Origin of the sequence: Ruminococcus sp. YE71, assembly GCF_900119155.1 — a bacterium.
Taxonomy (GTDB): domain Bacteria; phylum Bacillota; class Clostridia; order Oscillospirales; family Ruminococcaceae; genus YE71.
The window spans coordinates 17,389-40,878 of sequence record NZ_FPIR01000009.1 but is presented as its reverse complement, the minus strand read 5'-3'; the positions used below and the strand labels follow the sequence as shown (position 1 = coordinate 40,878).

General features: G+C 48.2%; 21 protein-coding genes. 12 read left to right on the top strand and 9 right to left on the bottom strand.

Annotated features, from left to right (window positions below; genetic code table 11):
• Positions 1-11: 11 nt before the first annotated feature.
• The 9 genes from BT142_RS09830 to BT142_RS18715 all read right to left on the bottom strand — a co-directional run bounded on the left by BT142_RS09830 (position 12) and on the right by BT142_RS18715 (position 8,600).
• Positions 12-935, bottom strand: coding sequence for a M14 family metallopeptidase (locus BT142_RS09830; RefSeq protein WP_072418029.1), 924 nt, complete (start codon positions 933-935; stop codon positions 12-14).
• Positions 932-1,870: a M14 family metallopeptidase gene (locus tag BT142_RS09825; RefSeq protein WP_072418028.1), complete on the bottom strand. Its 939-nt coding sequence runs from the start codon at positions 1,868-1,870 to the stop codon at positions 932-934. Before BT142_RS09825 ends, BT142_RS09830 begins: the two co-directional genes overlap by 4 nt.
• A 13-nt stretch (positions 1,871-1,883) precedes the next feature.
• Complete coding sequence (locus BT142_RS09820) at positions 1,884-2,654, bottom strand: transglutaminase family protein (protein ID WP_072418027.1); 771 nt, start codon at positions 2,652-2,654, stop codon at positions 1,884-1,886.
• Positions 2,651-3,352 (bottom strand): alpha-E domain-containing protein, encoded by a 702-nt coding sequence (locus BT142_RS09815; protein ID WP_072418026.1) that lies wholly within the window; start codon positions 3,350-3,352, stop codon positions 2,651-2,653. The genes BT142_RS09820 and BT142_RS09815 overlap by 4 nt, the downstream gene beginning before the upstream one ends.
• Positions 3,334-4,665 (bottom strand): circularly permuted type 2 ATP-grasp protein, encoded by a 1,332-nt coding sequence (locus BT142_RS09810; protein WP_072418025.1) that lies wholly within the window; start codon positions 4,663-4,665, stop codon positions 3,334-3,336. Before BT142_RS09810 ends, BT142_RS09815 begins: the two co-directional genes overlap by 19 nt.
• Before the next feature lie 232 nt (positions 4,666-4,897).
• Positions 4,898-5,506, bottom strand: coding sequence for an ABC transporter ATP-binding protein (locus BT142_RS09805; protein WP_072418024.1), 609 nt, complete (start codon positions 5,504-5,506; stop codon positions 4,898-4,900).
• Positions 5,503-7,494, bottom strand: a complete 1,992-nt coding sequence (locus BT142_RS09800; RefSeq protein ID WP_072418023.1) for a hypothetical protein — start codon at positions 7,492-7,494, stop codon at positions 5,503-5,505. The genes BT142_RS09805 and BT142_RS09800 overlap by 4 nt, the downstream gene beginning before the upstream one ends.
• A gap of 136 nt (positions 7,495-7,630) precedes the next feature.
• Positions 7,631-8,272: a hypothetical protein gene (locus BT142_RS09795; protein ID WP_072418022.1), complete on the bottom strand. Its 642-nt coding sequence runs from the start codon at positions 8,270-8,272 to the stop codon at positions 7,631-7,633.
• A gap of 4 nt (positions 8,273-8,276) precedes the next feature.
• Positions 8,277-8,600, bottom strand: coding sequence for a hypothetical protein (locus BT142_RS18715; protein WP_139182251.1), 324 nt, complete (start codon positions 8,598-8,600; stop codon positions 8,277-8,279).
• 546 nt (positions 8,601-9,146) lie between these two features.
• Between BT142_RS18715 and BT142_RS09790 the strand changes: the two genes are divergently transcribed.
• From BT142_RS09790 to BT142_RS09735, 12 genes are all read left to right on the top strand, one after another.
• A complete protein-coding gene (locus tag BT142_RS09790) occupies positions 9,147-10,967 on the top strand; it encodes a beta-L-arabinofuranosidase domain-containing protein (protein WP_072418021.1) in 1,821 nt (606 codons plus the stop codon).
• A gap of 232 nt (positions 10,968-11,199) precedes the next feature.
• Positions 11,200-11,871: a response regulator transcription factor gene (locus BT142_RS09785; protein ID WP_072418020.1), complete on the top strand. Its 672-nt coding sequence runs from the start codon at positions 11,200-11,202 to the stop codon at positions 11,869-11,871.
• A complete protein-coding gene (locus tag BT142_RS09780) occupies positions 11,859-13,001 on the top strand; it encodes a sensor histidine kinase (RefSeq protein WP_072418019.1) in 1,143 nt (380 codons plus the stop codon). The genes BT142_RS09785 and BT142_RS09780 overlap by 13 nt, the downstream gene beginning before the upstream one ends.
• 440 nt (positions 13,002-13,441) lie before the next feature.
• Positions 13,442-14,356 carry an ABC transporter ATP-binding protein gene (locus BT142_RS09775; protein ID WP_072418018.1) on the top strand — a complete coding sequence of 305 codons (915 nt, stop codon included), beginning with the start codon at positions 13,442-13,444 and terminating at the stop codon, positions 14,354-14,356.
• Positions 14,353-15,591 carry an ABC transporter permease gene (locus BT142_RS09770; protein WP_072418017.1) on the top strand — a complete coding sequence of 413 codons (1,239 nt, stop codon included), beginning with the start codon at positions 14,353-14,355 and terminating at the stop codon, positions 15,589-15,591. Before BT142_RS09775 ends, BT142_RS09770 begins: the two co-directional genes overlap by 4 nt.
• Positions 15,542-16,168: a hypothetical protein gene (locus BT142_RS09765; RefSeq protein ID WP_072418016.1), complete on the top strand. Its 627-nt coding sequence runs from the start codon at positions 15,542-15,544 to the stop codon at positions 16,166-16,168. Before BT142_RS09770 ends, BT142_RS09765 begins: the two co-directional genes overlap by 50 nt.
• Positions 16,169-16,555: 387 nt before the next feature.
• Positions 16,556-18,493, top strand: a complete 1,938-nt coding sequence (locus tag BT142_RS09760; RefSeq protein WP_084659418.1) for a diguanylate cyclase domain-containing protein — start codon at positions 16,556-16,558, stop codon at positions 18,491-18,493.
• A 35-nt stretch (positions 18,494-18,528) separates the two neighbouring features.
• Complete coding sequence (locus BT142_RS09755) at positions 18,529-18,978, top strand: peroxiredoxin (RefSeq protein WP_072418014.1); 450 nt, start codon at positions 18,529-18,531, stop codon at positions 18,976-18,978.
• A gap of 145 nt (positions 18,979-19,123) precedes the next feature.
• Positions 19,124-19,678: an RNA polymerase sigma factor gene (locus tag BT142_RS09750; RefSeq protein ID WP_072418013.1), complete on the top strand. Its 555-nt coding sequence runs from the start codon at positions 19,124-19,126 to the stop codon at positions 19,676-19,678.
• Positions 19,675-20,658: a hypothetical protein gene (locus BT142_RS09745; RefSeq protein WP_072418012.1), complete on the top strand. Its 984-nt coding sequence runs from the start codon at positions 19,675-19,677 to the stop codon at positions 20,656-20,658. Before BT142_RS09750 ends, BT142_RS09745 begins: the two co-directional genes overlap by 4 nt.
• Before the next feature lie 290 nt (positions 20,659-20,948).
• Positions 20,949-21,263 (top strand): hypothetical protein, encoded by a 315-nt coding sequence (locus BT142_RS09740; RefSeq protein ID WP_072418011.1) that lies wholly within the window; start codon positions 20,949-20,951, stop codon positions 21,261-21,263.
• 256 nt (positions 21,264-21,519) lie between these two features.
• Positions 21,520-23,487 carry a hypothetical protein gene (locus BT142_RS09735; RefSeq protein WP_072418010.1) on the top strand — a complete coding sequence of 656 codons (1,968 nt, stop codon included), beginning with the start codon at positions 21,520-21,522 and terminating at the stop codon, positions 23,485-23,487.
• The last annotated feature ends 3 nt before the right edge of the window (positions 23,488-23,490 follow it).

The window sequence follows — 23,490 nt, the reverse complement described above, 5'->3', positions numbered from 1 at the left end:
AGGTCTGTTCGTCACTTGATTATCTTGAAGCACACGGTCTTTGCGTTTATCAGCGGACTGTTGTAGGCAAAATATACCGTCCCCGAAACGGGCGTTCTGATCTCGGCGACAAGCTCACCGTCGAGCGGGTCGTATATCATGCCCAGCACATCACCGTGCTCAACAGTTTTGCCGATCTCTGCCGTTCTGAAAAACAGCCCCGCCGCTTCGGATTGTATCTGCTTCGTTTTCCCCTCTTTCAGTATCTCGGTGATATATCCGGGGGGCGTTTTGGCAGTGACGATGCCGCGGTTGTTCATGAAGCGGAGTATCGCATTTACCGCCTCATCTGCGGCCTTTACGTCTATCTCGTCGGTGGCGTTGGCGTAGACCGAGAACGCCTTGGTCTCCCACACCTGCCAGTTGTAGTTGAGGGTGGTGGTGTCGTAGGGACGGGGCTTGCGGACGATGCCGAACTCCAGCCCGAAATCCTTCATTATCTCGGGGTCGGTGAAGCCCGTGTCCATCATCTTGACGTGGGGCAGGAAAATACCCGGCTGGTAGAAACTCGCCAGCTGAATGCCGTACTCATACCCCTGCAATTTGCTGAAAACGCCGTCGGCAATGCGCTGTGTAGTCTCGCCGAGGTCATAGCCGGGGAACATCCTGTTGATGTCGGTGTTGTCCATCGCCCAGAAGCGCTTGCCGATATTCATGGAGTAGTAATTCACGCAGGGCACCACAAGTATCTCGGTGTCCTCAGTGAGCCTGCCCTCGCTTTCGAGCTTTTTGAGCGCCTGCACCATCCGTGAGCAGACATACATCTGCTGGACTTCGTTTCCTCGCATGGCACCCACTATCGCAAGCGCCTTTTTGCCGTGTCCGAAACAGAAGCCGATAATGTCGAGCTGTTCGCGATAAGGCGATCTGAGCGAAAAAAGAATCTTCTTTTTCATTCGGTATCACCTCCTGCGGGCTGTAATATCCTTGCGAGGAGTGAGCCGCCGTAGACCACGGGATATTCACGGAGCGTGAATATCATCCCGTCGCAGACAGCCTGAACCTTCTCGACCACTTTTGAGGTGAGCGGATCGACCACATCGCCGATATGATCCCCCTGCTTCACGGTGTCGCCGAAATTCGCACAGGGCACAAATATCCCTGCCGCATCGGAGTTGACGAAGCCGACCTCGCGCCCTTCCGAGATAACGGGTTCGCGCACGGGCGCAGTCTCGCCCTTCCACATCCCGAGCTCCTTCATAAGGTTGAGCACGCCGCCGAAAAGCTGCTGACAGTACTCCTTCGTGATGCGCATACCCACGCCCATCTCCACCACAAGGGTCTTTGTGCCCCTGCTGTTGAGGGTGTGGGCGAGGGTCGATTCAAGCACCGTTGCGGCGTCGTGTATCCACACAAAATCCACGTTCAGCATTTTTGCGTAAGGGACGAGCGTTTCCGCAGTCGGCACGCTGATGCGTATCTGCGGTATCTCTTTGAGGAAGATGTTGCTCGAATGGACATCGACGCACACGTCCGAGCCCGACAGGTCGTCAACGATCGACGAGCATATCACCTCGACCATGGTGCCGTTTTTCGTACCGGGGAAGACCCTGTTCATGTCCAGGTCGAACATGGGTATGCCGCGGGTTATGCTGTCGATGCCCATCGGGTTCAGGGCAGGGTAGATGTCGAGGATGCCGTCGAGCAGGTCGATGTGCTCGTCGATGTAGCTGCCCACCATGTATGTGAGATACTGCCCCTCAAGCTCATCACCGTGAGTGCCTGTCACAAGACTGAGGCGGGTCTTGCTGCTGCCGTTCTGTATGCGGCGCTTTTGTATGTTGAGATCTTCGTTCACTGCAAGCGGAATGCTTGCCACACGTTCTGTCATTGGTCACACCCCATTATGTCAGCACCGAGCGCACGAGCTGGAGCTGCTTCGTATATTTTCCGAACATCACGCCTCTGTCGATGGCGCAGTCACGGAAGTCTCTGCCCTGAGAGATCACAAGGTAATCGTCGCTGACAGGACAGTTGTTCGCAGGGTCGATGCCCTCCCAGTGGTCTCCTGTCCAAAATTCTACCCAGGAATGTGTCTCGCCGTCGCAGAAAGCAAGCCCCGCGATGTATCTTGCGGCTATGCCGTCCAGTCTCAGAAGCGAGATAAGGATGTGCGAAAAGTCCTGACATACGCCTTTTTTCAGTTCAAACGCCTGCGCCGCAGTGGTCGTCGTGGAGGTGAAGCCCTTCTCGTACTCTATCACGTCGGAGAGACAGTCGCAGAGATATGCGGCTCTGTCCTGCACCGTGCCCGTGCATTTGCCCCTGATGCTGTCATAGAACGTTTTCAGCTCATCATCGGGCTTGGTGTACTGGGACTGATAGAGATAGCAGGGCATATAGTCGGTGCGGTGCTTTGTGTGATCCACCTCTGCCGAGCCCTTTATCTCGAAATCGAGAAAGCGGTGGTCGCCCTTCAGATAGCCCGTCGTCACGTTGTTCCCGAAGGCATCGGCCGTCTGCTGTGTGGAAACATAAGGCGAGATGTTCAGGCTGCACGACAGGATATGCTGCGTTTCGGTCTCGGGCGGAATGATGCGCAGGGCGAAGCTGTGGCCGTGAACATAATCGTCAAAGGTCAGCTTGGTCGAGTAGTAGAAATTCACGTGCTTCATGCAAATACCTCCTGCCTTTCAAACAGGTGCCCGAGACTGTCGATCGCCTTTTCGGTCTCACGCTTGTAATCTTCTTCCGTGCCGAGTATCTCGACCAGATCGGAGAGATACTTAGTGTTGTAGCGGTAGGGGGTCCCCTTCGGCACGCGGTTCAGGTTTTTCATCAGCCTGACGAACTCCTTCTCGACCGTGGAAAAGGGATATTTCATGCGCATGAACAGGTCGAGCCGTTCGACGGTCTTGCCGATGTAGATGATGTTTCTGATCTCATCGTCGTAGATATGCTCGTTGACGCTCCCCCAGAAGCTGTAGACGATGTCCTCCAGCGGCAGCAGCGCCAGCCTGACATTACCGCTCTGTTCCGCCTTTGAGAGGGTGTCCTTCGCCATTTGCAGGAAGGACAGCGAGTCGGTGGAGATCTCCTCGCGAAGGACGATGCCGTTGTCGTAGGCGCGTTCTAAGCTGTACGCCGCGGAGTGAGCGTTGTTCGTATCAAAAAGCAGACTGCGAATGAAGTCCCTGTTGTCCGTGTAGATGTCGGTCAGCCCGAAGCATTCGAGATATTCGGTGTAGCCGTGCTGTTTGCCGAGCATCCTGTCATACTGCCTGCCCAGCGCTTTTAATGTTGTGAAAAATCTTTCGGTATAGCGGCCCAGCCAGTAAAGGCGGTCGCTGTGTTCTAACGAGATAGTACCCATGTGTCTTTGAATCCTCCTCCTTGTGATGAGTTGACGACGAATGAATCGGGGTTGCGCGAGAACCTTGTGAGTCCCGAAGCCCAGACCCTTGTTGTTTCTCCCGAAAGCACGAAGGCCCTCAGGTCTGCCTTGCGCATGACGGTCTCGCCGTTGTCGAGTATAGGCAGGTCGAGGAAGTCGATGACCTCCTGCGCAATAAAACGGCGGGGCTCTGCGATGATCGTTCTGCGGAATTCCTCCAGTTTTTCTTTTGTAAGGTCGCTGCCGAACACGACCCCGTAGCCGCCTGCTTCCGCAACGTCCTTGATGACCAGCGTGTCGAGATGCTCCATGACATATTTCATATCCTCCTCGTAGAAGGGCAGGTAGGTCGGCGCGTTCTTGAGTATCGGTTCCTCGCCGAGATAATATTTTATCATCTTCGGCACGAAATAGTATATGCCCTTGTCGTCCGCCACGCCGTTTCCTGGAGCGTTGATGATGCCGACGTTTCCGCTTCGGTAGGCTTCCATCAGGTTCGGGATGCCGATGAGCGACTCGGGATAGAATGTCAGCGGGTCGAGATATTCGTCCGCGATACGGCGGTACAGCACGCCTATCCTCGTTTTCCCGCCAGAATATGTGCGGTGGTAGAGGATGTTGTCCTCAACGAACAGCTCGTCGTTCTGAACCAGCACCGAGTCGGTGTGTTCGGCAAGGTAGGAATGCTCGAAATACGCCGCGTTGTACCGCCCGGGGGTGAGGATCGCCCTGATGCCGCCGCAGTTTGCATTTTCCATGGTTTCCTTTAACAGCTCAGCATAGCCGCGGTTATCGACCACGGCATTTTCCTCAAATGCCTGAGGCGCGGCGATACGGGTCAGCTCCCTCGCGATAAGCGGATAGGACGCCCCCGAAGGGATGCGCAGATTATCCTCTAAAATGTACCACTCGCCGTCCTTTGCCTGCACGAGGTCGATGCCCGAGATGTGGCTGTAGACTTTGTTTTTCGGCGTGATGCCCTCACATTCGGCAAGATAGCCCTTCGAAATGTAGATGAAATCCTCGGGGATCACCCCGTCGCGCACGATATTTTTTTCGTGGTAAATATCAAAAAGGAACTCATTCAGGGCGTTTACACGCTGAACAAGTCCCTTTTCAATACCCTGAAAATCCTCTGCCGAAATGACTCGGGGGATAGGATCGAACGGAAAAAACTGCTCATTGAACACGCCGTTTTTGTATATGCCGAACTTCACACCATATCTTCTGAGAAGCTCATTGATCTCATTTGCATTGCCCACTGCCTTTGTGAACTGCTTTGTCTGTGTCATTTTTTATCACTCCTATCGTCAATAGTTTATCGGATAAAACAAAAAAGGCGCTTGCTCCGATCACGGAGAAGCGCCATTGCTTTTTGCTTTTTGATGTTATTATTGTATCACTTGTTCTCTGATTTGTCAAGCAATTTTTATGGATAAGTCTAATATTTATGGGATTTGCGAGTATCGATGTCATCATCGTGAGGCTTACAAATCGCGGAGAAATATGCTGCGAACGGTATACTTACAGGTTGATTATGTTATCTCCGATCGATTTGAGTTCCTCATCATGAGTCACCATTATAACGGTTTTACCGTCTTTATTCATTTTTTTCAGAAGCCGTATCACTATTTCGGCGTTTTCTTTGTCTAAAGAACCCGTAGGTTCATCCGCAAAAACTATCTCACATTTTTTAAACAGAAGACGTGCAAGTGCGACCCGCTGCTGTTCGCCGCCCGATAAAGTGTAGACCATCGAATCTCTTTTGTCGAGCATGGAAACTTCATTGAGAACATCATCCACAGTTTTGTCAGTACGATTCTTTCGGGCGATGATCTCAAGGTTTTTCTTTACAGTCTTGTTATCGATAAGAGCGAAATTCTGAAACAGAAAACCCGTTTTTTGTCTGAGATATTCGATCTTTCTCTTGTTTTTTGTGATATCCGTGCCGTCTACTATGATATGACCCGATGTGGGCTTTTCCAGACCGCCTATCATATTGAGCATTGTGGTTTTACCGCAGCCGCTTTTGCCCGAAAATACAACAAAACTGCCGTTTTCGATATTGAATGATACATTGTTGAAGATAATATTATCACCATATACCTTTGTTAAATTTCTGACTTCTATCATAGCGCACCGCCTTTAAGTATCTTTATTGTATTTCTTTTCTCGTTCATATATGCGATGAATGAGAGCATCAGCAAGTCTGTAAGGATGACCTCAGCCATTATAACTGCGATCATACCCGCTCTGAACTGATGTATATTGTACAGGATATATAACGATATTGCCCCCGAAAGTATCGCCGAACCCGTGAGCTTTAATATAATATCGGCATATCGGCTGAAGATGCTGTTTCCAACTGAGTATGAAATAGCTCTTTCTTTTTTGTTCAGCTTTATATCAAGAAATACCAATGATAACGAAGATGTCAGATAATAAAACGCACACGATATGAGCAATATCAGATATGTTGTTATTTCTGAATACTGCTTTCTCATATAGCCGTTTGATAGCGTTTCGACAGTCGATATATCGGTAAATAAAGATGCAAGACCTTCATTTTTTATCAGCTGATTTGAGTCATTCTTGCTCATATTCGTCTGTATCGACTGATAATAAAAAAAGCCGTATTCTGCCGCTTTCGGGAAATATATGATTATAGGCGAATCGACCGAGCTTATAATATAATCGTCCTTTATGAGCGAATCGCCTGATATATATTCAAACGATATGAACCTGGCTGACGAGTAGTGTTTCTCATCGACCGTCAGGTTTTTATTATTTTCTTTATTGATATACTTCACCCATTTTTTCGCAGCGTGAAGATCTCCAAGGTTATAGCTGGCGGGGATAAGGATCGTTATATCTTTGTCTGAAAGGTCGATATCTGTGCATGAAGATATATATTTATCCGCACAGTCGGACGCAATAATGATCTTTCGTCCTCTGCTGCCTGTCTCAAAATTATATCCGTTCATAAGAAAGATATCGCTCTGTTCATCGGTGAGCTGAAAGAATCTCAGCTGTTCTTCAAACTCCTGATCGATAAGTTTGGTTACATTATTTGAACCTCTGTCAGGTGTGTCGGTGATATATGAATCTATCTTACGGACCCATAACGGACTTTCACTCAGCTCGACCCTTGAATATCCGCTGAAGTATTTATTGAATTTCTCAGCACATTCATATTGGCTTTTAAGTGTCTTTATCTTTCCCGAAAATATAATAAGGATCATCAGCGTACAGCAGGATATAACTTTTAGAGTATAATTGATCGGCATTATCGTATCGGAATCATTTTCATTCTTTATAGATGAAGATATATTTGTAAAATAATACGATAAATATAAAGCTGTATTCGCGGCGAACAATACCGCAAGATATATGCATATCTTATCTTTTATAAGAACTACAGCGGTATATCCTGACAACACCCATATCAGTAATGCACCTGTCGCAGTATATATGATGATATCCCTGACCGCTTCCTTGAATATTATACCGCAAAGCGAATTTCCGACTGAGACCGATATACATACATTACGTTTCTTATTGATGATATCATATATATCAAGAAGCAGTATCAGAAGTATACATATCGCACCGACATATATACATTTATCCGAGTTTTTCGTTGTGCCTTCCCATGATACCTCATATTTACTATCCAGTTCCTTATATAGCGAATATATATCATTTACATCTCCGTCGATCAGTATTTGCTGAATAATACAGTCGTTTTCGGTATATTTTTCTATATCGCTCATATCCGCAAATACCAGCTTATATGAACCGTTTAATATCGTATTGAATGAGCAGTTATCGGCTCCGAGCTTTTTCTTTATTCTTTCCGTATCACCTTCGGAACAGCAGTATATTTCGCTATATCCGTCAGAGTAGTCATATATCGTCAGATATCCATAACAATCGTGTTTTTTTGTCAGAGCGGCGAAATCTTCGATGATCTCGTCATTTTCATATACTTTTTCAAAATATATAGAATTAAACTCATCAAATGCTTTGTCAATAAAGCTTGTATATGCTGTTTCGCCGCAGAAAACAAGAAATATCAAAAATAATATAGCTGCGGCCGAATACTTTATTCCTTTTATCAAATCAAGTCCACCTTCTTAAAAAAAGACGTGAACACAATATCGCTCACGTCTTAAATCTCTCTGAAATCCCTGCGCTAAAATATTTATATATTTTGCGGGATCATTATGCCGATATCCGAGATATGATACGAATACATTATGATAAGATCTTATCTATCTCGGCTTTGAGGTCAAGAATATCTTTCCTGAAATATTCAACGATCTTACGTTGTTCGTCGGTGATCTCGGGTGAATCTTTATCATCGTATACAAAAGTACCGTCTTCCTTCAGAACAACACCGAAGGTATCATATGACCAATCCGGATTATCCAAATACTCCCATAGATTAAAGAAATACTTTCTATTACCGAAACGATCAATAAAACAACTCATTCCATATTCATATCGGTATTCACTGAGCGGAGTTTCCAAATAAACAGGTTTTAACTTTGCCAAAGAATATCCGCCTGATCGCAATCTTACCTTAAAATTGTATTTATTTTTTTGCGGCTCATCAAACTCTAGCGTAAAGTCATAACCATGATATTTATATACAAGATATCCTATCCTTAATCTTTGATCCATACAAGACTCGTCCACATTGAATTTATTCACAAAATGCAGATAATATTTTTTGTTATAGTTGTTCCACATTATGCTGTTGATTATATGGCTCAAAAGTACAAGAGCAACGATTATCGGGAAAATATATTTTCCAAACTTGGAAAAGAACTTTCTCGTTTTGCCCTTGATAGCTCCGCCACCGCTGCTCAATGCCAAGATAGATGTTTCTTTCATATCCTTATATTTCAACCCATCCTTCAAGTCTTGCCTTGTTATTTTTCAGGGGGATATAGCCTGTTTCGACCGCTATACCTTTACTTCTTCTGGATTCTTTGTATTTTCCACCGGAGCCAACTCTGGCATAATGCTTAAAAGGACAATAACCGCACCAAGCTTTTACTCCATTGCTATTATAAGCTCCGCCATATTCTGTAAAGCCATTAATTTCACCGACACTTTCAGAAAGAGAACCATTATGAATTTCATTTTTTTTCAGCCATTTTCCACCGCAATACTCTATTGCACTTGTACCGATAGAAGCCACAGAAAGCGCCATTACCATAGCAGCACCAAAAGCTGCAATTCTTTTTTCATTTTCATAAAAAGATCATCTCCAATTTTTGCTTTTTAAGCTGATAAAATATTTATAGCATACTGTTTATTATTTCACGCGCTTTCATAAACAGAAACTATCAGAATAATATTTCCAAACCGGGTATCATCAGCCTGATTCTATAGATAGTGAAACCATAAGTTTAGATATATTTTGTATAACTTAATCCTTATAACATAATCATTATAACATGATGGCATTTTCTTGTCAATACTTATGCTCTGCTAATTCCGCATTTATATATGATATATAACAATTTGTATGTGATTTGATGAACTATTCCCATTCCATTATTGGATGACATGACTTGCAAAACGGTCGTGACTGCCTGTCATTTCCAGGATCCATGAACTTCGCAAATGATAAAAGTCTGATATATGCGAAAATATTGTCTCTTTACATCGGGAGAGATATATGCTATAATTTCAGTGAAAGCGGCTCTTCCTCCGCTTATCTCAGGGAGTGATATGAAAATATTATAAGGTGTGATTTTTTATGATGGAAACTATCGCAAAGAAAAATGTACACGTTACGGGCGGTATCTTCCGTGAACGTATGAACGTTGACAAGGCTTATCTGCTGGAGCTTGACACTCAGTGCCTGCTTCAGAATTTCTACCTCGAAGCAGGTGTCATCCTTCCCGAGCTTCAGGTGCTTTCCGACCCCACGAGTGCGAAACTGCACTGGGGCTGGGAATCGCCTACCTGTCAGCTCAGGGGGCATTTTCTCGGTCACTGGCTGTCGGCTGCCGCCGCTTTTATCGCATCTGATGGCGACACTGAGCTTAAAGTCAAGCTTGACAAGATCGTATCCGAGCTTGCGAGATGTCAGAAGCTGAACGGCGGCGAGTGGGTCGGCTCTATTCCCGAAAAATACCTCAACAGGCTTTCGGGCAGCGAGTACATCTGGTCGCCCCAGTACACCATGCACAAGACGATAATGGGGCTTGTTGACGCCTACCGTTTCGCAGGCAGCGAGCAGGCACTTGAGATCGCCGATCATCTTGCCGACTGGTATATCAGGTGGATAAAAGCCGCTTCAGATCGTGACCCGTATATCGCGTACAAGGGCGAACAGGGCGGAATGCTCGAACAGTGGGCGGAGCTCTATTCGATAACGAATGACAAAAAATATCTCTGGCTGATAGATGCCTATATGCACAACGGGCTTTTCCAAAAGCTCGCGGAGGGCGGCGATGCGCTCTCCAACGATCACGCCAACGCAAGCATTCCCGTTTCTCACGGTTCGGCAAGGCTTTATGAAGTGCTCGAAAATGACGACGACAAGCGTTTCTACAAGCAGCTGACCGAGAAATTCTGGAAGAATGCCGTCACCGACAGAGGTATGTATGCGACGACAGGCGCCAACGCGGGCGAGTTCTGGATACCGCCGCACAAGATGGCGCAGTACATCGGGGATAACGATCAGGAGTTCTGCACCGTATATAATATGGTAAGGACTGCCGACTATCTCTACAGGTGGTCGGGCGACACAAAGTACGCCGATTACATCGAACGCGCCCTGTACAACGGTTTTCTCGCACAGCAGAACAAGGACAGCGGTATGCCGACCTATTTTCTGCCGCTCAGGTCGGGCGCGAAAAAGAAGTGGGGCAGCAAGCGTCATGATTTCTGGTGCTGTCACGGTACGATGGTGCAGAGTCAGTCGCTGTACCCGAGCCTTATCTATTACACTGATGAGAACAGCATCACCGCGGCGCAGTATATCCCCTCCGAAGCCGTGGTCGGCATTGGGGACAGCACCGTCAATATCTCCCAGACCACCGATATGCTGAGCTACGGCAATCAGGTGTACTTTGACGAACACTCGGACGGCGAGAAGTCGCGCTGGTCGGTCAAATTCGTCATCTCCTGCGATGATCCCGCGCGTTTTGCGTTAAGGCTCAGGATACCCTGCTGGTGCGTTGGAAAGCCGAAGCTGATAATCAACGGCAGTGAATCGGGATACGCCGTTTCGGACAACTACATAGTCCTTGAAAACGAGTGGACAGGACGCACGGAGATAAATCTCGTGTTCGGCTCAAAGGTCGTCGCCGAGCCGCTGAAAGACCGTCCCGAGCTCTGCGCCCTGGTTGACGGCCCGATAGTGCTTGCAGGTCTGACCGCGAACGACTGCGGCATAGTATGCGGCGGCAACATCGAAAAAGCGCTGTATCAGAGGACCGAGCATACCTATGGCACCTATGTGTGGAAGCAGAACTGCTACACCACGGTGAACCAGCCCGTGAATTTTGAGTTTAAGCCGCTTTACGACGTTACCGATGAGCAGTACACGGTATATTATTCGCTGAAGTGACCCATACAGCATATCAAAACACCTCGACCGCATCTGCATCGGGGTGCTTTTTGTATAAAAACGGCATAACGTATGTTCGCTAGTGTTCTCTCCGTATTTTCGGTGAAGGTCAATCACTTATATGATGATAAAAATTCAACCAAAGTGATAAGTCGGTACTTTCGCACAAAATTGACATATGCAAAAATATGGTGTATAATATAATGTATGAACATCAGGGAGGAAAAAATATATGTACAAAATTTTGATTGCAGATGATGAACCCGACGTGGTCAGCCTTGTGCAGGACTACTTCGAGCTGAACGGCTATCATGTCATGACGGCGTCTGACGGACTTTCGGCTGTGGAGCAGGCTTCAAAAAAGCCCGATATAATACTGCTCGACATCAATATGCCCCACGCGGACGGCATAGAGGTCTGCAAACGTATCCGCGACCACGTTTCGTGCCCGATAGTTTTCCTGACAGCCCGAATCGAGGACAGCGACAAGATAGCGGGTTTTGCGGCAGGGGGCGACGATTACATAATAAAGCCCTTTTCGCTCGATGAGCTCGGCGCAAGAGTTGCGGCACACATCAGGCGCGACCAAAGAGACAGCGCAAAGCACGACGTACTGATGAACGGCAACTTAACAATCGACTACAGCACAAAGACCGTGACTGTCGGCGGAAAGACGGTGGATCTGGCAAAGAAGGAATTTCAGATACTTGAACTTCTGTCGGTGAACGCGGGGCAGATCTACGACAAGGAACGCATTTACGAGAAGATATGGGGCTTCGACGCAGAAGGTGACAGCTCTGTAGTGGCTGAGCATATCAGGAGACTTCGCTCAAAGCTCGCAAAGGTCGGCGAGGACAAGCATATCGAGACAGTGTGGGGCATAGGCTATAAATGGGTAACTTAAAGAACAGTATGAAGTCGCTGAAAATGGCGCTTCTGAAATATCTTCCGCTCTGCCTTGCGGCGTCGCTGCTGGGTATCAGCCTTATCAGCAAATTTACAAGCGCGGCTGCCGAAAGATACCGCTCCGTACACCCTATCACCGCAGTGAATGTCAACGGCAGTGCAGTCACATGGGAAAGCACGGGCAGCCCGACTATACTTTTTCTGATAGAAAAGGCGGACTATCTTCTGATACCGCTCTGGGTGATATTCTGTGTGGCGGCGGCAGGCTTCATTTTCTACAGCCGCGAACTGAAAGAGCCGATAGGGATACTCATGAAGGCTTCAAAGAAGATAGCGGATAACGAACTGGATTTTCATGTTCAGTACCATAAGGATAACGAGCTCGGCATCCTCTGCACCGCTTTCGAGGATATGCGCGGAAAACTCTTTGACAGCAATCTTGAGATATGGCATCATATCGAGGAGCGCAGGCGGCTCTCGGCGGCATTCTCGCATGACCTGCGCACGCCGCTCACCGTGCTTTCGGGGTATGTCGAGCTGATGCAGAACTACGGCGACAGACTCACTGCGGAAAAGCGCGATGACATCCTGAACAAAATGCAGCAGCAGGTGTCACGGCTGACCCACTATACCGAAAAGATGAACGCCGTGCAGAAGCTCGAAGACATCTCACCCATGCCGAAGGAGGTCGGGCTTGAGGAGTTGTGTTCAGCCCTCGGAGAAACGGGCAGGCTCGTGGCGGCGGATAAGGAGTTTTCTATATCGCGCTTCGGGAATGGCGCGGTGTATACCGATACCGAACTGCTCATGCAGGTCTATGAGAATATGGTCTCGAATGCGGTGCGCTATGCCGAAAGCAGGATAGATGTGACAGTCAGCACTTCGGACTATAAGCTGTGCATTAGCGTGTGCGACGACGGCAGGGGATTTTCGGAGGAAGCTGTCGAAAAGGCTTCAAAGCCGTTTTTCCGTGATGAGCAGAATTCGGATATGCATTTCGGACTCGGGCTGTATATCTGTAAGATACTCTGCGGCAAACTTGGGGGCGATCTCATTATAGAAAACGGCGAAAACGGCGGCGGAAAAGTTACCGCAGAAATTTTTTTGCAAAAGTTGATAAAAAGTTGATAATTATGCTTTATTATAAGATCACAGCGGGAGAGACCGCTGTGATCTTTTATTACAGCCCTCTCACGCCGAATTTTTACAAAGTGTTCCCACGATAATCAGAAAAAAAGACAAACGAGACGCTCAACCGAACATTCCGAGCTCAAAATAAAAGCCCCGCACAAACAAAGCTGCGATATAGGCGGTCCGGCTGCCGAAGCTGGTCAGAGTCCTGAGGCGGAAGCCTTTGGTCAAAAGCGCGAGAGTGAAACTCTCGTATTGCCGTAAGGCAATCAAAAACGAGGGAAGTTAACAAACAACCCGTAAGCGCACAAATATAAAATCGGCAAATCCAAGCCCCACATCCCGAAAGGCACAAATTTGGCGCAAGCCAGATCTTTATCCACAGCAGGTTCACTTTTTGTAAAAGTAAAAGGAAAAAAATAAAAGCAGGTGATACTATGAAAGAAAAAAGAAAGGCAGACGACAAAATAATCATCAAGAACGTGAGCAAATTCTACGGTCAGAAAAAAGCGCTCGACAGTGTTGACCTCACGATAGAGAAGGGTATGTTCGGGCTTCTCGGAAGAAACGGCGCGGGCAAGACGACGCTTATGAAGACAATCGCCACCCTGCACCCGAAAAGCAGCGGCGAGATAAGCGTATGCGGTGTGCCGATAGAAAAGGCGAAGGATATCCGCAGTATGACGGGCTATCTTCCGCAGGAATTCTCCATGTACCCCTCGATGAAGGTGGACGAATGTCTCGATTACCTCGGCGTGCTTTCGGGCATGGACAAAAAGCTGAGACAGGAACGCACGGATATGCTGCTCAAAAAAGTAAACCTACAGAAACACCGCAAAAAGAAGGTCAGGCAGCTTTCGGGCGGTATGCTCAGAAGGCTCGGCATCGCACAGGCGCTTCTCCACGACCCGAAGGTGCTGATTGTCGATGAGCCCACAGCAGGCCTCGACCCCGAGGAACGCATTCGTTTCAGGAATCTGCTGGGCGAGGTCGCAGAGGAAAGGATAGTCATCCTCTCGACTCACATCGTCGGGGATATCGAAGCCTCCTGCAAAAAACTTGCGATACTTAATGACGGAAAAATTCTCTGGAATGGCAAGGTCCGCGACCTTGTGGATGAAGCCGACGGCAAGGTTTGGTCGGCTGTGGTGGACAGCCGCTTTCTCCCGCAGGTGAAAAGCGCCTGCACCGTAACGGGCATGGTGATGCAGGGCAGCAGCACTCAGGTCAGGATAGTTTCCGAGAGCAAGCCCGATATAGGCGGCGCAAGACGCGAAGAGCCGAATATCGAGGACGCCTATATCTACTGCCTTTACAGGAACAACTGCATCGCAGAAGGGGGTGGGGAATGATGCTTTATACCAAGGAATGCAAAAAGATATCGCGCTCCGTCATATATTGGATATTCTGCGCGATAATGGTCTTGTTTCTGGTTTCACAGTTTCTCGGCGAAGAACTGCGGGATGACAGACTTGTGTTGAATGAGCCTCAGCAGGGCTGGCAGGATTACGGCACAGCATACACCGATGACCCCGAAATAATAATGCCTGCGGCAGCAAATGCCCTTGTACGCTGTTATCTCATCAATGAGTATCGTACATACCCTCTGGGCTTTATCCATATCGTTCATCTGAAAACGGCGGAAAAAGAGAAGATGTGCATGATATGTGAGAAGATAACAGGCATGGACGAAAACGAGCTGAAGGATATACTGAATTCCGTTGAGAACGGTAATGATATGTATCACGATCAGCCCGACTACGATATACAGTCAAGACTTACCTATGAGGAGTTCAAAGCCTTTATGACAGAGGCGGACAGCATCCTCGGCGGCGGCTCTTCGTTTGCACCCGAACAGCTGAGCCTTCAATTCGGAGGCGTCCCCAAGACCTACGAGCAGGCAAAGGCCGAATACGATGAGCTTGCCGAAAAAGACAGGTTCACAAACGGCTACGCGAGACTCTTCTGCGATTACGGCGGTATCTTTCTTTCGCTTCTGCCCGTGTTCGTGGCGGCGGCACTCTGCACCTCAGACAAGCGGAGCAGGATGTATCAGCTCATCTATTCAAGAGAGGTATCCTCGTCAAAGATCGTCCTTTCAAGATTTGCGGCGCTTGTCACCATGCTTATGCTGCCCGTGCTCGTCATGGCTCTGTGGTCACATATCAAGATAGCCATGTTCTACACGGTGAGCAGGGTAGACAACCTTGCGTTCTTAAAATACACGTTCATCTGGCTCCTGCCTACCGTCATCGCCGCAACAGGCATGGGTATGCTCGTGACCGAGTTCTTCTCGGGTATCGCGGCGGTGTTTGCGCAGTTCGTCTGGTGGTTCGCAAGCGTTATGACTACTCCGATAGCAGGAAAGATAAGCACGTTCGGATTTGTAGTCCGTCATAATACCATCGGTGAAAGGGATGTCTTTATGGGACAGATGCATCAGTTCACGGTGAACCGTCTGTTCTTCACCGCGGTCGGACTGGTCTGCGCACTTCTTACAGCCTTCGTATACGATCTCAGGAGGGGAGGAAAGTTCAATGGCATCAGAATGTCTGAGAAGATGCTTCGCCATCAATCTCAAAGCTAATTCACTTCCGCACATCATAGTGATGGTGCTGCTGACTGTGATGACCCCCGTTGTGTTCGGGCTGTCATCCCTCACAAGGGAGAATGCGGCACAGCCCCTTGAAATGTACCTCGTCCTGACGGGAACAGTCCTCATGACCCCTGTTTTCCTGCCCGAACAGAACGAGAACATCCGCGACACGGTACGCGTCCGCAGGATGTCCTACCTCAGCGTATGTATGATGCGCATCGCATATCTTGCCCTGCTGACAGTTGTCCCCTACGCGGTGATAACGGCGGTCATGCATCTCAGCGAGAGCGCAGTCACCGCAGGCATGATGTTCGGCGGCATCGCTACAGCGTTGTTTCTCGGAAGCATCGGTCTTGCCGCGGCAGGTATCAGCGGGAATGTTTTCATAGGCTATATGGCGTCCCTGATATACTATGTGCTGAATTTCTTCGGCAAGGATAAGCTCGGTGTGTTCTATATGTTCTCCATGTCATCAAGGGAAGACATCAGCAAGCTGTGGATGCTTGCCGGCGCACTGATACTGACGGCAGGCACATTCCTGTATCTCAGGCTCGTAAAAAAACAGTAACGCGAGCCCGCTTTCAGACAGATAAAGAGACATATTACGGATAATGATAAAAGCCCGAGAACACGCAGTTTTCGGGCTTTTTTTAAATTCGGTGTATCAACAGCATGACGTTCCCGACAGGCTGTAATTATCTGATCTCTTCGATAAGATCGGCAATTACCTTCGCACATTCCTCGGGTTTTCGTGGTTTCCATCGTAAATACAATTATAGCACTTGATGCAACGTCAATGTCAAGCTTCTGAACGCGGAATGTTCGACAATAATTCGTCTCGGCATTTGTGCAGGATGACTATTCGGGCGCAGAAAGCCCTCATGGGCGAAAAAATCCCTGCGGCGCTCATTTATCCCGATTGACAGAAATGTCATAGTGTGGTAAAATAAATATAATGAACATCAAGATGGAGGTGGGTGCGATGCGCCGCAGGAAAATAGCGTTCATTACTTCTAATCCCAACAGTATTTTTGCACAGCGACTGCTGAAGGGCGTTTTCAGTCAGAGCCGTGTCTATGGATTTGACGTACTGGTGTTCACCTCGATGGTGCAGGTCTGCCATTTTTTGAAGAACTATCTTGTGGGTGAGCTGAACATCTACGAACTTATCAGAAGTCCCGAGATCGACGGCATAATCGTGGATACCGTCTCGCTGACCGAGGATCATATCGAAACGGTCAGGGATAAACTGCTGGACATCGTGAAGGATATCCCCGATAAGCCCATCGTGTCCATAGATATGAGTTTCGGAGATCATGAGATCGCGCTTACGAACGATACCGCCGCTTTTGAGCAGATCACCCGTCACATCATCGGGACTCACGGCTGCAAGGATATCTGCTTTCTTGCGGGCCCGAAGGACGAGGATGTTTCGTTCAATCGTCTTGAGGGCTTCCGCAGTGCGATGCGGAACTGCGGACTCACCGTGAACGAGGACAGGATATTCTACGGCATATTCTGGTACAGCTTCGGTGAGGAGATAGCGGAAAAGGTCGCAAACGGCGAGATAGCCCTGCCCGAGGCGTTCATCTGCTCGACCGATTACATAGCTATCGGGCTTGTGAACAGGCTCGCGAAGCACGGCATCAGAGTTCCCGAGGACGTGCTGGTGACAGGCTATGATGCTTCGGCTGAGGCGGCTTTCAACGCCCCGACGATAACGACTTTCATCCCGCTGACCTCTCATACGGCGGCGGATGCGGTCAATATCATCGCTCAGAAGATAGCACCCGAGTCGGGTAAAAGACCTGTCGCACTCTCATCGGGCGAGAACCTCATCACCTGCCGAAGCTGCGGCTGCAAGGACAACAAGGACGATATCATAAACCAGTTCGACCTGTCGCTGATGATGAAAAACCCGAACTTCGGGGAGGAGCGCGTCAAGAACGAGATAACCCTGAACCGTCTGCTGAGCAGCTATATGTCCGAGCAGATAAACAGCGCCGAGACTCCCGACCGCTGCCTTGAAAACATTAGCCACCAGATATATCTTCTCAGACCGTATGAGCGCTTCTGCATCTGCCTGCGCGAAGACTGGGGCGACCATGAGAGCCTGCTCGAAAACGGCTATCCCGAGAGGATGAAGCTGGTTTTCGACACAAAAGAAGACAGCATCGTCTGTTCCGATACGAGCGGTGTTTTCTTCGACACCGATAAACTGCTGCCGTATCTTGACGGCGGCGATGACGAGCCTATGGTCTACTATTTCACGCCCGTGCATTACATCCAAAACGCGCTGGGCTATGCGGTGCTGAAAAGGCGGCTGACCGAAAAGAAGGGGCTTGATGAGGTCTTCTCCCTGTGGCTGAGAAATATCGAGACTGGTCTTGAAATGATAAGGGTGCGCAACAAGCTGATGAGCTTTTCTGAAAAGGACGCGCTGACGGGTCTTTTCAACCGCCGCGGCATGGACAGATGGATAAAGGAAAAGCTCAGGACTGACGAGGGCTCAGCGGTCACGGTCTATATCATCGACCTGGACGGGCTGAAATTCGTCAACGACAATTTCGGGCACAAAGAGGGGGATATAGCCATAAGAACGATCGGCGCTGCTCTTCAGAGCGTCGAGAGCGATGCCGAGATAGCTGCTCGTATCGGCGGTGACGAGTTCTGTATGATAAGCGTCTGCGGTGTCCCTGCCGATGAAAAGCAGCAGAAGATCGCACAGATGATAGAAAAAGCAAACGCTCTTGCGGACAAGCCGTATCCCATTTCCGCAAGCATAGGTCACGCAAGCGGAAAGCTGCTCCCCGATACGCTGGACGCGCTCATCTCAAAGGCCGACGAGGATATGTATTGTAACAAGAAGCTGAAAAAACAGCACAGAAGCTGAAACGCGAAGTTGAAAACGAGTGAGGAGGACAGACTATGTTAGACGCAGGCACAAAAGCTCCCGATTTTTCACTTCCCGACCAGAACGGGGAAGTGCGCAGGCTCTCGGACTACAGAGGGCAGAAGGTGATACTCTATTTCTATCCGAAGGACAACACCTCGGGCTGTACAGGACAGGCCTGCGGTTTCCGCGACCGCTATCCGCAGATACGCGAAAAAGGCGCGGTGGTGCTGGGCGTGAGCAAGGACAGCGTGGCGTCGCACAAGCGTTTCGAGGAAAAGAACGGCCTGCCGTTCCCTCTGCTGTCAGACACGGAGCTTGAGGTAATCACGGCGTATGATGTTCGCAGGAAGGACAAGGACGGACAGCCGCTCAGCGGACTGATACGCTCCACCTACCTCATCGACGAGGAAGGGGTTATCGTTAAGGCTTTCGGCGCTGTGAAGGCGAAAGAAAATCCCGAGCAGATGATGAACGAATTGTAAGAAAAAAGATGATGGTTTCTCGGCGTGCCTTCGGGTGCGCCGAAATTTTTATCTGTTTTTTGGGGAATGTGCAACACTTTCGGTTTTTTTCTGACTATAATAGTGAAAGGCTCATGAACCTTCGGAAAGAAAAGAGGTGAACGGCATGGACGACAAGGAGCTGATCGGGCTATACTTCGGACGCGATGAACGTGCTGTCGCGGAAACTATGAAGAAATACGGCACTCAGCTCGGGTATCTGGCAGGCAGACTGCTTTCGGATAAGAGCGATGTTGAGGAATGTCTGAACGATACCTATTTCAAGGTCTGGAACGCTATTCCGCCGCATCGTCCCGACAGTCTGTATGCTTTTTGTGCGGCAGTTTGCAGACGTACCGCTATAAACATGATAGAAAAAAGAACGGCAGACCGCCGAAACGCCTGTGTTGTCGAACTGACCGCCGAAATGGAGCAGTGCATCCCCGATGATTCGGATACGCGTTCGGAAGATGACGAGCGGCTCGAAAAACTGATGAACGATTTTCTCGGAACGCTCGATGACGAAAAGCGCTCAGTATTCATCTTGCGTTACTGGTATGGCGAAAGCTCGGCTTCGATAGCACAAAAGTACGGTTATACGGAAACGAAGATCAGGTCGATGCTGTTCAGAACAAGAAAACAGCTGAAAAAATATCTGAAAGGAAAGGACGTGGAGTTATGAACGGATTTGAATTATTCAAGGCAATGAACGGAACGGATGAGAAATATTTAGAGACAGCAAGGAACTATGCTCCCGCGAAAAAAAGAGCGGCTGTTAAACCGTTCAAACTGATGATCGGTTTTGCGGCAGCGGCAGCGATGATGATACCTGTGGGGTCGTATGCGTACGATCATCTTCGGCTTACTCATCGAGAAAAGGTCAGCATATACTACACCGAGGATGGCGCTCAGAAGCTGGAGGAAAACGGACTTGTGAACGGACGAACGGTGGAAAACGGACAGATACGCCTGACAGTTGATACCGAGATGTGTGACGGCAATTTTACACAAGGTGTACTGACTCTGACTGCTCTGACCGAAGATGCTAAAGCGCATCTTGAATCGGGCGGGTCGAAACTCGTATATGCAGATACGGGTGAGGTAATATCTCCCACAGGGGGTGGATTCGAGGGCTGGAACGGCGAGGCTCATACTGAATTTGAGTTGACGAGAACATTCACATTTCCTGTGAAGAACTCTTACATCGACAGTTCCAGACCTATACGACTGGAGTTTTATGAATTTGTCGAGACAGGCGAAACTGACGATTACGGCGGCAGAGTTGTTGTTGAGGACTATACCTATTTTCACGATATAAGCTTCGACCTGCTGACCACGCCCAACGTTCCGACAAAAATGCTGTATTCCGATAACGGTGGTCAGCTTACTCTCAGCGCTTACGGCGTCAGTGAGCAGGACGAAAACTGGGCATATCCCGAGGACGGTCACGAAGAAGTCGTGTATTTGAATTCTTTTGTCATCATCTCAACTGACGGCGAGAGAATAGATATTGAGGATACCATCAAGGATTCAGATAGTGTGACTCGTGAATATTCGGGCGCACCAGGTACAGGCAGCTTCACTTACCGCTTCGGAACGATACTTGATATCGACAACATCAGCGGCGTTGAAATAAACGGCGTAGAATATATGGCAGAATGATACTTTCTCGGCGTGCCTTCGGGTGCGCCGATTTTCGTTATGCCGTCGGGATCGCAGAAAATATAGAAGCGCGGAAAATACATTTTACTCTGATTTTTATACCGTTTGCTCCGAAACGGTAGTATTTGAACAAGTGCAGGATTATAATAACAACTGTCAGGTATGCGGATCAGAGTTATCATCAATGAGATGCGCGCGGTTCGGAGATGACGGGCTTTGATACAGAATAATGACCGCGGTCGTTATCGGCATATCGGCGAAAGAAGAACATTATTCAGGAGGAAATAATCATGAACGCAAATTTTAAGAAGAAGATCGCAGCAACTCTCGGCGCTGTAATGCTCAGCACATCTTTACTTACCGTAAGCGCATCTGCAAGAAGCATCGCAGACGGCGACCTGGACTACTCCGGCGGACAGACCGACAGCTATGTATACTCCGAGGTTTCCCGCAGACAGAATGTAAGAGACTATATGGTTAAGGCTACTGTTAAGGTAGGCGGCAATACATATACCTCGGGCTGGAAGAAGAACTACGCATACAAGCAGGCTGATCGTAAGTGGTATGCTAACGAGACATCTTACTACGATTACTACCGCATCTGATAAAAGATCGGGCTCGAAGCAAAGACGGATGTAAGATCAGCTGACCCTATATCCGCGGCAGAGAGATCAAAACCGCGTTTCCTGCCGATATTACGGCAGGAACTGCGGTAATTTTTTTTAGATATGATATTGCAGCATTAAGATATCTTTAAGATTTATGTTTATCAGAAGTTAAGGATCATATGATATCATATCTTCAAACAAAAAAACTGCTGTGTGCAGACTTACATTTTCCCATAAAGAATGAGGACAACATATGAAACATTTTCTTAAAATATTTATTCTCATCGAAGTATTGCTTTTTTCCTATATCTTCGTAACGTCGATATACAACATATATGAAAAGAATCATGTTGTGAGCGGCAGTATGCAGGGATATGCGATACAGGAAAACGATCCCGAACGGTTCGGAAAGTTTTACGATGAGATAGCGGCTTCTGCTGAAGGTCACAAAGTCAGGATGTTCGTAAATACCGTTACAGAGACCAAAAAAACGGAGTATGACATCTACTGCCTGCCTTTCGACAGCTCTGACAATAAACAGCCTGTGACGTCATCTATGAGATATAATTATAAAGAGCTTACCAAGGATGACTTTACAGACAGCACGGGTCTGTTCTATACCGATATGCCCGAGGACGAGATAAACAAGCTGGCGGCAGACGCGGGTCTTACTCTGAAACAAATATTTGAAGAAAGTATTTCATACTCGGTTTTCTTTAAGCTGTTCCTGATAGATTTTATCGTGCTTCTGGCGGTTATCGAGATAGTCTACTGCATCTACACCTCGTACAGCCTGAAAAAAATAGGCATCAAGAAAAGCATGGGCTTTTCAAACGGCAAGATACTCAAAGAACAGATAGAGAGCGCGGTATTCTGGCTTACTGCCTGCTCGCTGGCGACGACCGCGGTCATGTTGGTATATCTTCTGATACGCAACAGAATGTCGCTGACATTCGTAGGTTTCATCCTCGTTTATTTTGCGGCTGTCATAGTCGTGAATGTGCTGTGCATACTCAGCACCTCCTTCCTTGTGGGTCTGGTATCGCTGGAAGCGATGGTGAAAAACAAGAGCATGAACCGCTCCATGAACATCACGGCGCAGTTCATAAAAGTGCTGTTCACAATACTTATCTCGGTGACGGTGATACTTGTTCTTGACAATGCGAAGGACTACAGGGAGAGCAATCAGAAGATACTCGATTACAAACAGCTCGACAGCTACTACACCTCAAATGGCTTCTACTCGACCGCCTATGAAAAGGTGGCGAGAACGCCCGAAATGCTGGAAAGCTCGGCACTGGGCGTCAAGAAGATGTATTCCGAGAATGATGCCATGCTCTGCGATGCTTCGTCCCTCGACCTGAAACACATCGAGGGTATCGAAGACCAGCTCGCCGAATACGAGCTCAATAAAATAATAATAAACAAGAACTACTTCGATGAATTCACCGACATCACAAGCGGCGGCAATAAGATAGCCCTCAAAGACGGTGTGTATACTGCGCTCGTTTCGGAAAAATACAAGAATATTGACGCGCAGATAAAGGAATTCCTGGACTTTGAATTCCGCAGTCTCAGCACCTATGACGAACTATACGGCTTAAAGACAGACAACAGCGAAACTCCCGAATTTGAGGTGATATACACAGACACAAGCTCCACGATAAAATGCTGTACCGAGAACGGCTTTGAGAGCTTTGAAGCTCAGATGGTGCTCATCGACAACGGAAATTCTGGAAACACCTTCTACTTTGACAATCTGGGCGGCACTCACATCTTTTTCAGACTGGGTTCGCGCGAGGAATTTTCCGCTCTGCTGGCAAGAAACGACCTCGACGGGCTCGTTTCCCCGGGAACTCTGCTGACTCCCTTCTACTCCAGAATGGAAAACGTAGAATTCACACTGAAAACCCTTTCCGTATTCGCAGGCGTGTTCGTTGTATCCCTCGCATTCATAATCTATATCTCGTGCTATATCGACATCATAGTAAATAAGTCAAGATACGCGATAAAGGAGACCTCGGGCTTTTCACACGGAAAGATACTGAAAAAAAGATATATGCTGCTTGCAGCCGAACTTTTGCTGATACTGGTGCTGAGCATCTTCAAGCAGGCGATACTCTGTTCGGCGCTGGCGGTACTGATGGACGTCATGCTTTATGAGGTGCTTTACCGCGCATTCATCAGCAATAAGATATACGAGATAGTGAAGGGAGCTTAGTAC

Excerpts from the sequence above, each read along its gene's own strand:
- BT142_RS09735 (WP_072418010.1), top strand. The coding sequence starts at position 21,520 with ATGAAACATTTTCTTAAAATATTTATTCTCATCGAAGTATTGCTTTTT.
- BT142_RS09790 (WP_072418021.1), top strand. The coding sequence starts at position 9,147 with ATGATGGAAACTATCGCAAAGAAAAATGTACACGTTACGGGCGGTATC.
- BT142_RS09775 (WP_072418018.1), top strand. The coding sequence starts at position 13,442 with ATGAAAGAAAAAAGAAAGGCAGACGACAAAATAATCATCAAGAACGTG.
- BT142_RS09770 (WP_072418017.1), top strand. The coding sequence starts at position 14,353 with ATGATGCTTTATACCAAGGAATGCAAAAAGATATCGCGCTCCGTCATA.
- BT142_RS09825 (WP_072418028.1), bottom strand. The coding sequence starts at position 1,870 with ATGACAGAACGTGTGGCAAGCATTCCGCTTGCAGTGAACGAAGATCTC.
- BT142_RS09755 (WP_072418014.1), top strand. The coding sequence starts at position 18,529 with ATGTTAGACGCAGGCACAAAAGCTCCCGATTTTTCACTTCCCGACCAG.
- BT142_RS09765 (WP_072418016.1), top strand. The coding sequence starts at position 15,542 with ATGGCATCAGAATGTCTGAGAAGATGCTTCGCCATCAATCTCAAAGCT.
- BT142_RS09815 (WP_072418026.1), bottom strand. The coding sequence starts at position 3,352 with ATGGGTACTATCTCGTTAGAACACAGCGACCGCCTTTACTGGCTGGGC.
- BT142_RS09785 (WP_072418020.1), top strand. The coding sequence starts at position 11,200 with ATGTACAAAATTTTGATTGCAGATGATGAACCCGACGTGGTCAGCCTT.
- BT142_RS09805 (WP_072418024.1), bottom strand. The coding sequence starts at position 5,506 with ATGATAGAAGTCAGAAATTTAACAAAGGTATATGGTGATAATATTATC.
- BT142_RS09795 (WP_072418022.1), bottom strand. The coding sequence starts at position 8,272 with ATGAAAGAAACATCTATCTTGGCATTGAGCAGCGGTGGCGGAGCTATC.
- BT142_RS09780 (WP_072418019.1), top strand. The coding sequence starts at position 11,859 with ATGGGTAACTTAAAGAACAGTATGAAGTCGCTGAAAATGGCGCTTCTG.
- BT142_RS09810 (WP_072418025.1), bottom strand. The coding sequence starts at position 4,665 with ATGACACAGACAAAGCAGTTCACAAAGGCAGTGGGCAATGCAAATGAG.
- BT142_RS09760 (WP_084659418.1), top strand. The coding sequence starts at position 16,556 with ATGAACATCAAGATGGAGGTGGGTGCGATGCGCCGCAGGAAAATAGCG.
- BT142_RS18715 (WP_139182251.1), bottom strand. The coding sequence starts at position 8,600 with ATGGTAATGGCGCTTTCTGTGGCTTCTATCGGTACAAGTGCAATAGAG.
- BT142_RS09820 (WP_072418027.1), bottom strand. The coding sequence starts at position 2,654 with ATGAAGCACGTGAATTTCTACTACTCGACCAAGCTGACCTTTGACGAT.
- BT142_RS09750 (WP_072418013.1), top strand. The coding sequence starts at position 19,124 with ATGGACGACAAGGAGCTGATCGGGCTATACTTCGGACGCGATGAACGT.
- BT142_RS09740 (WP_072418011.1), top strand. The coding sequence starts at position 20,949 with ATGAACGCAAATTTTAAGAAGAAGATCGCAGCAACTCTCGGCGCTGTA.
- BT142_RS09830 (WP_072418029.1), bottom strand. The coding sequence starts at position 935 with ATGAAAAAGAAGATTCTTTTTTCGCTCAGATCGCCTTATCGCGAACAG.
- BT142_RS09745 (WP_072418012.1), top strand. The coding sequence starts at position 19,675 with ATGAACGGATTTGAATTATTCAAGGCAATGAACGGAACGGATGAGAAA.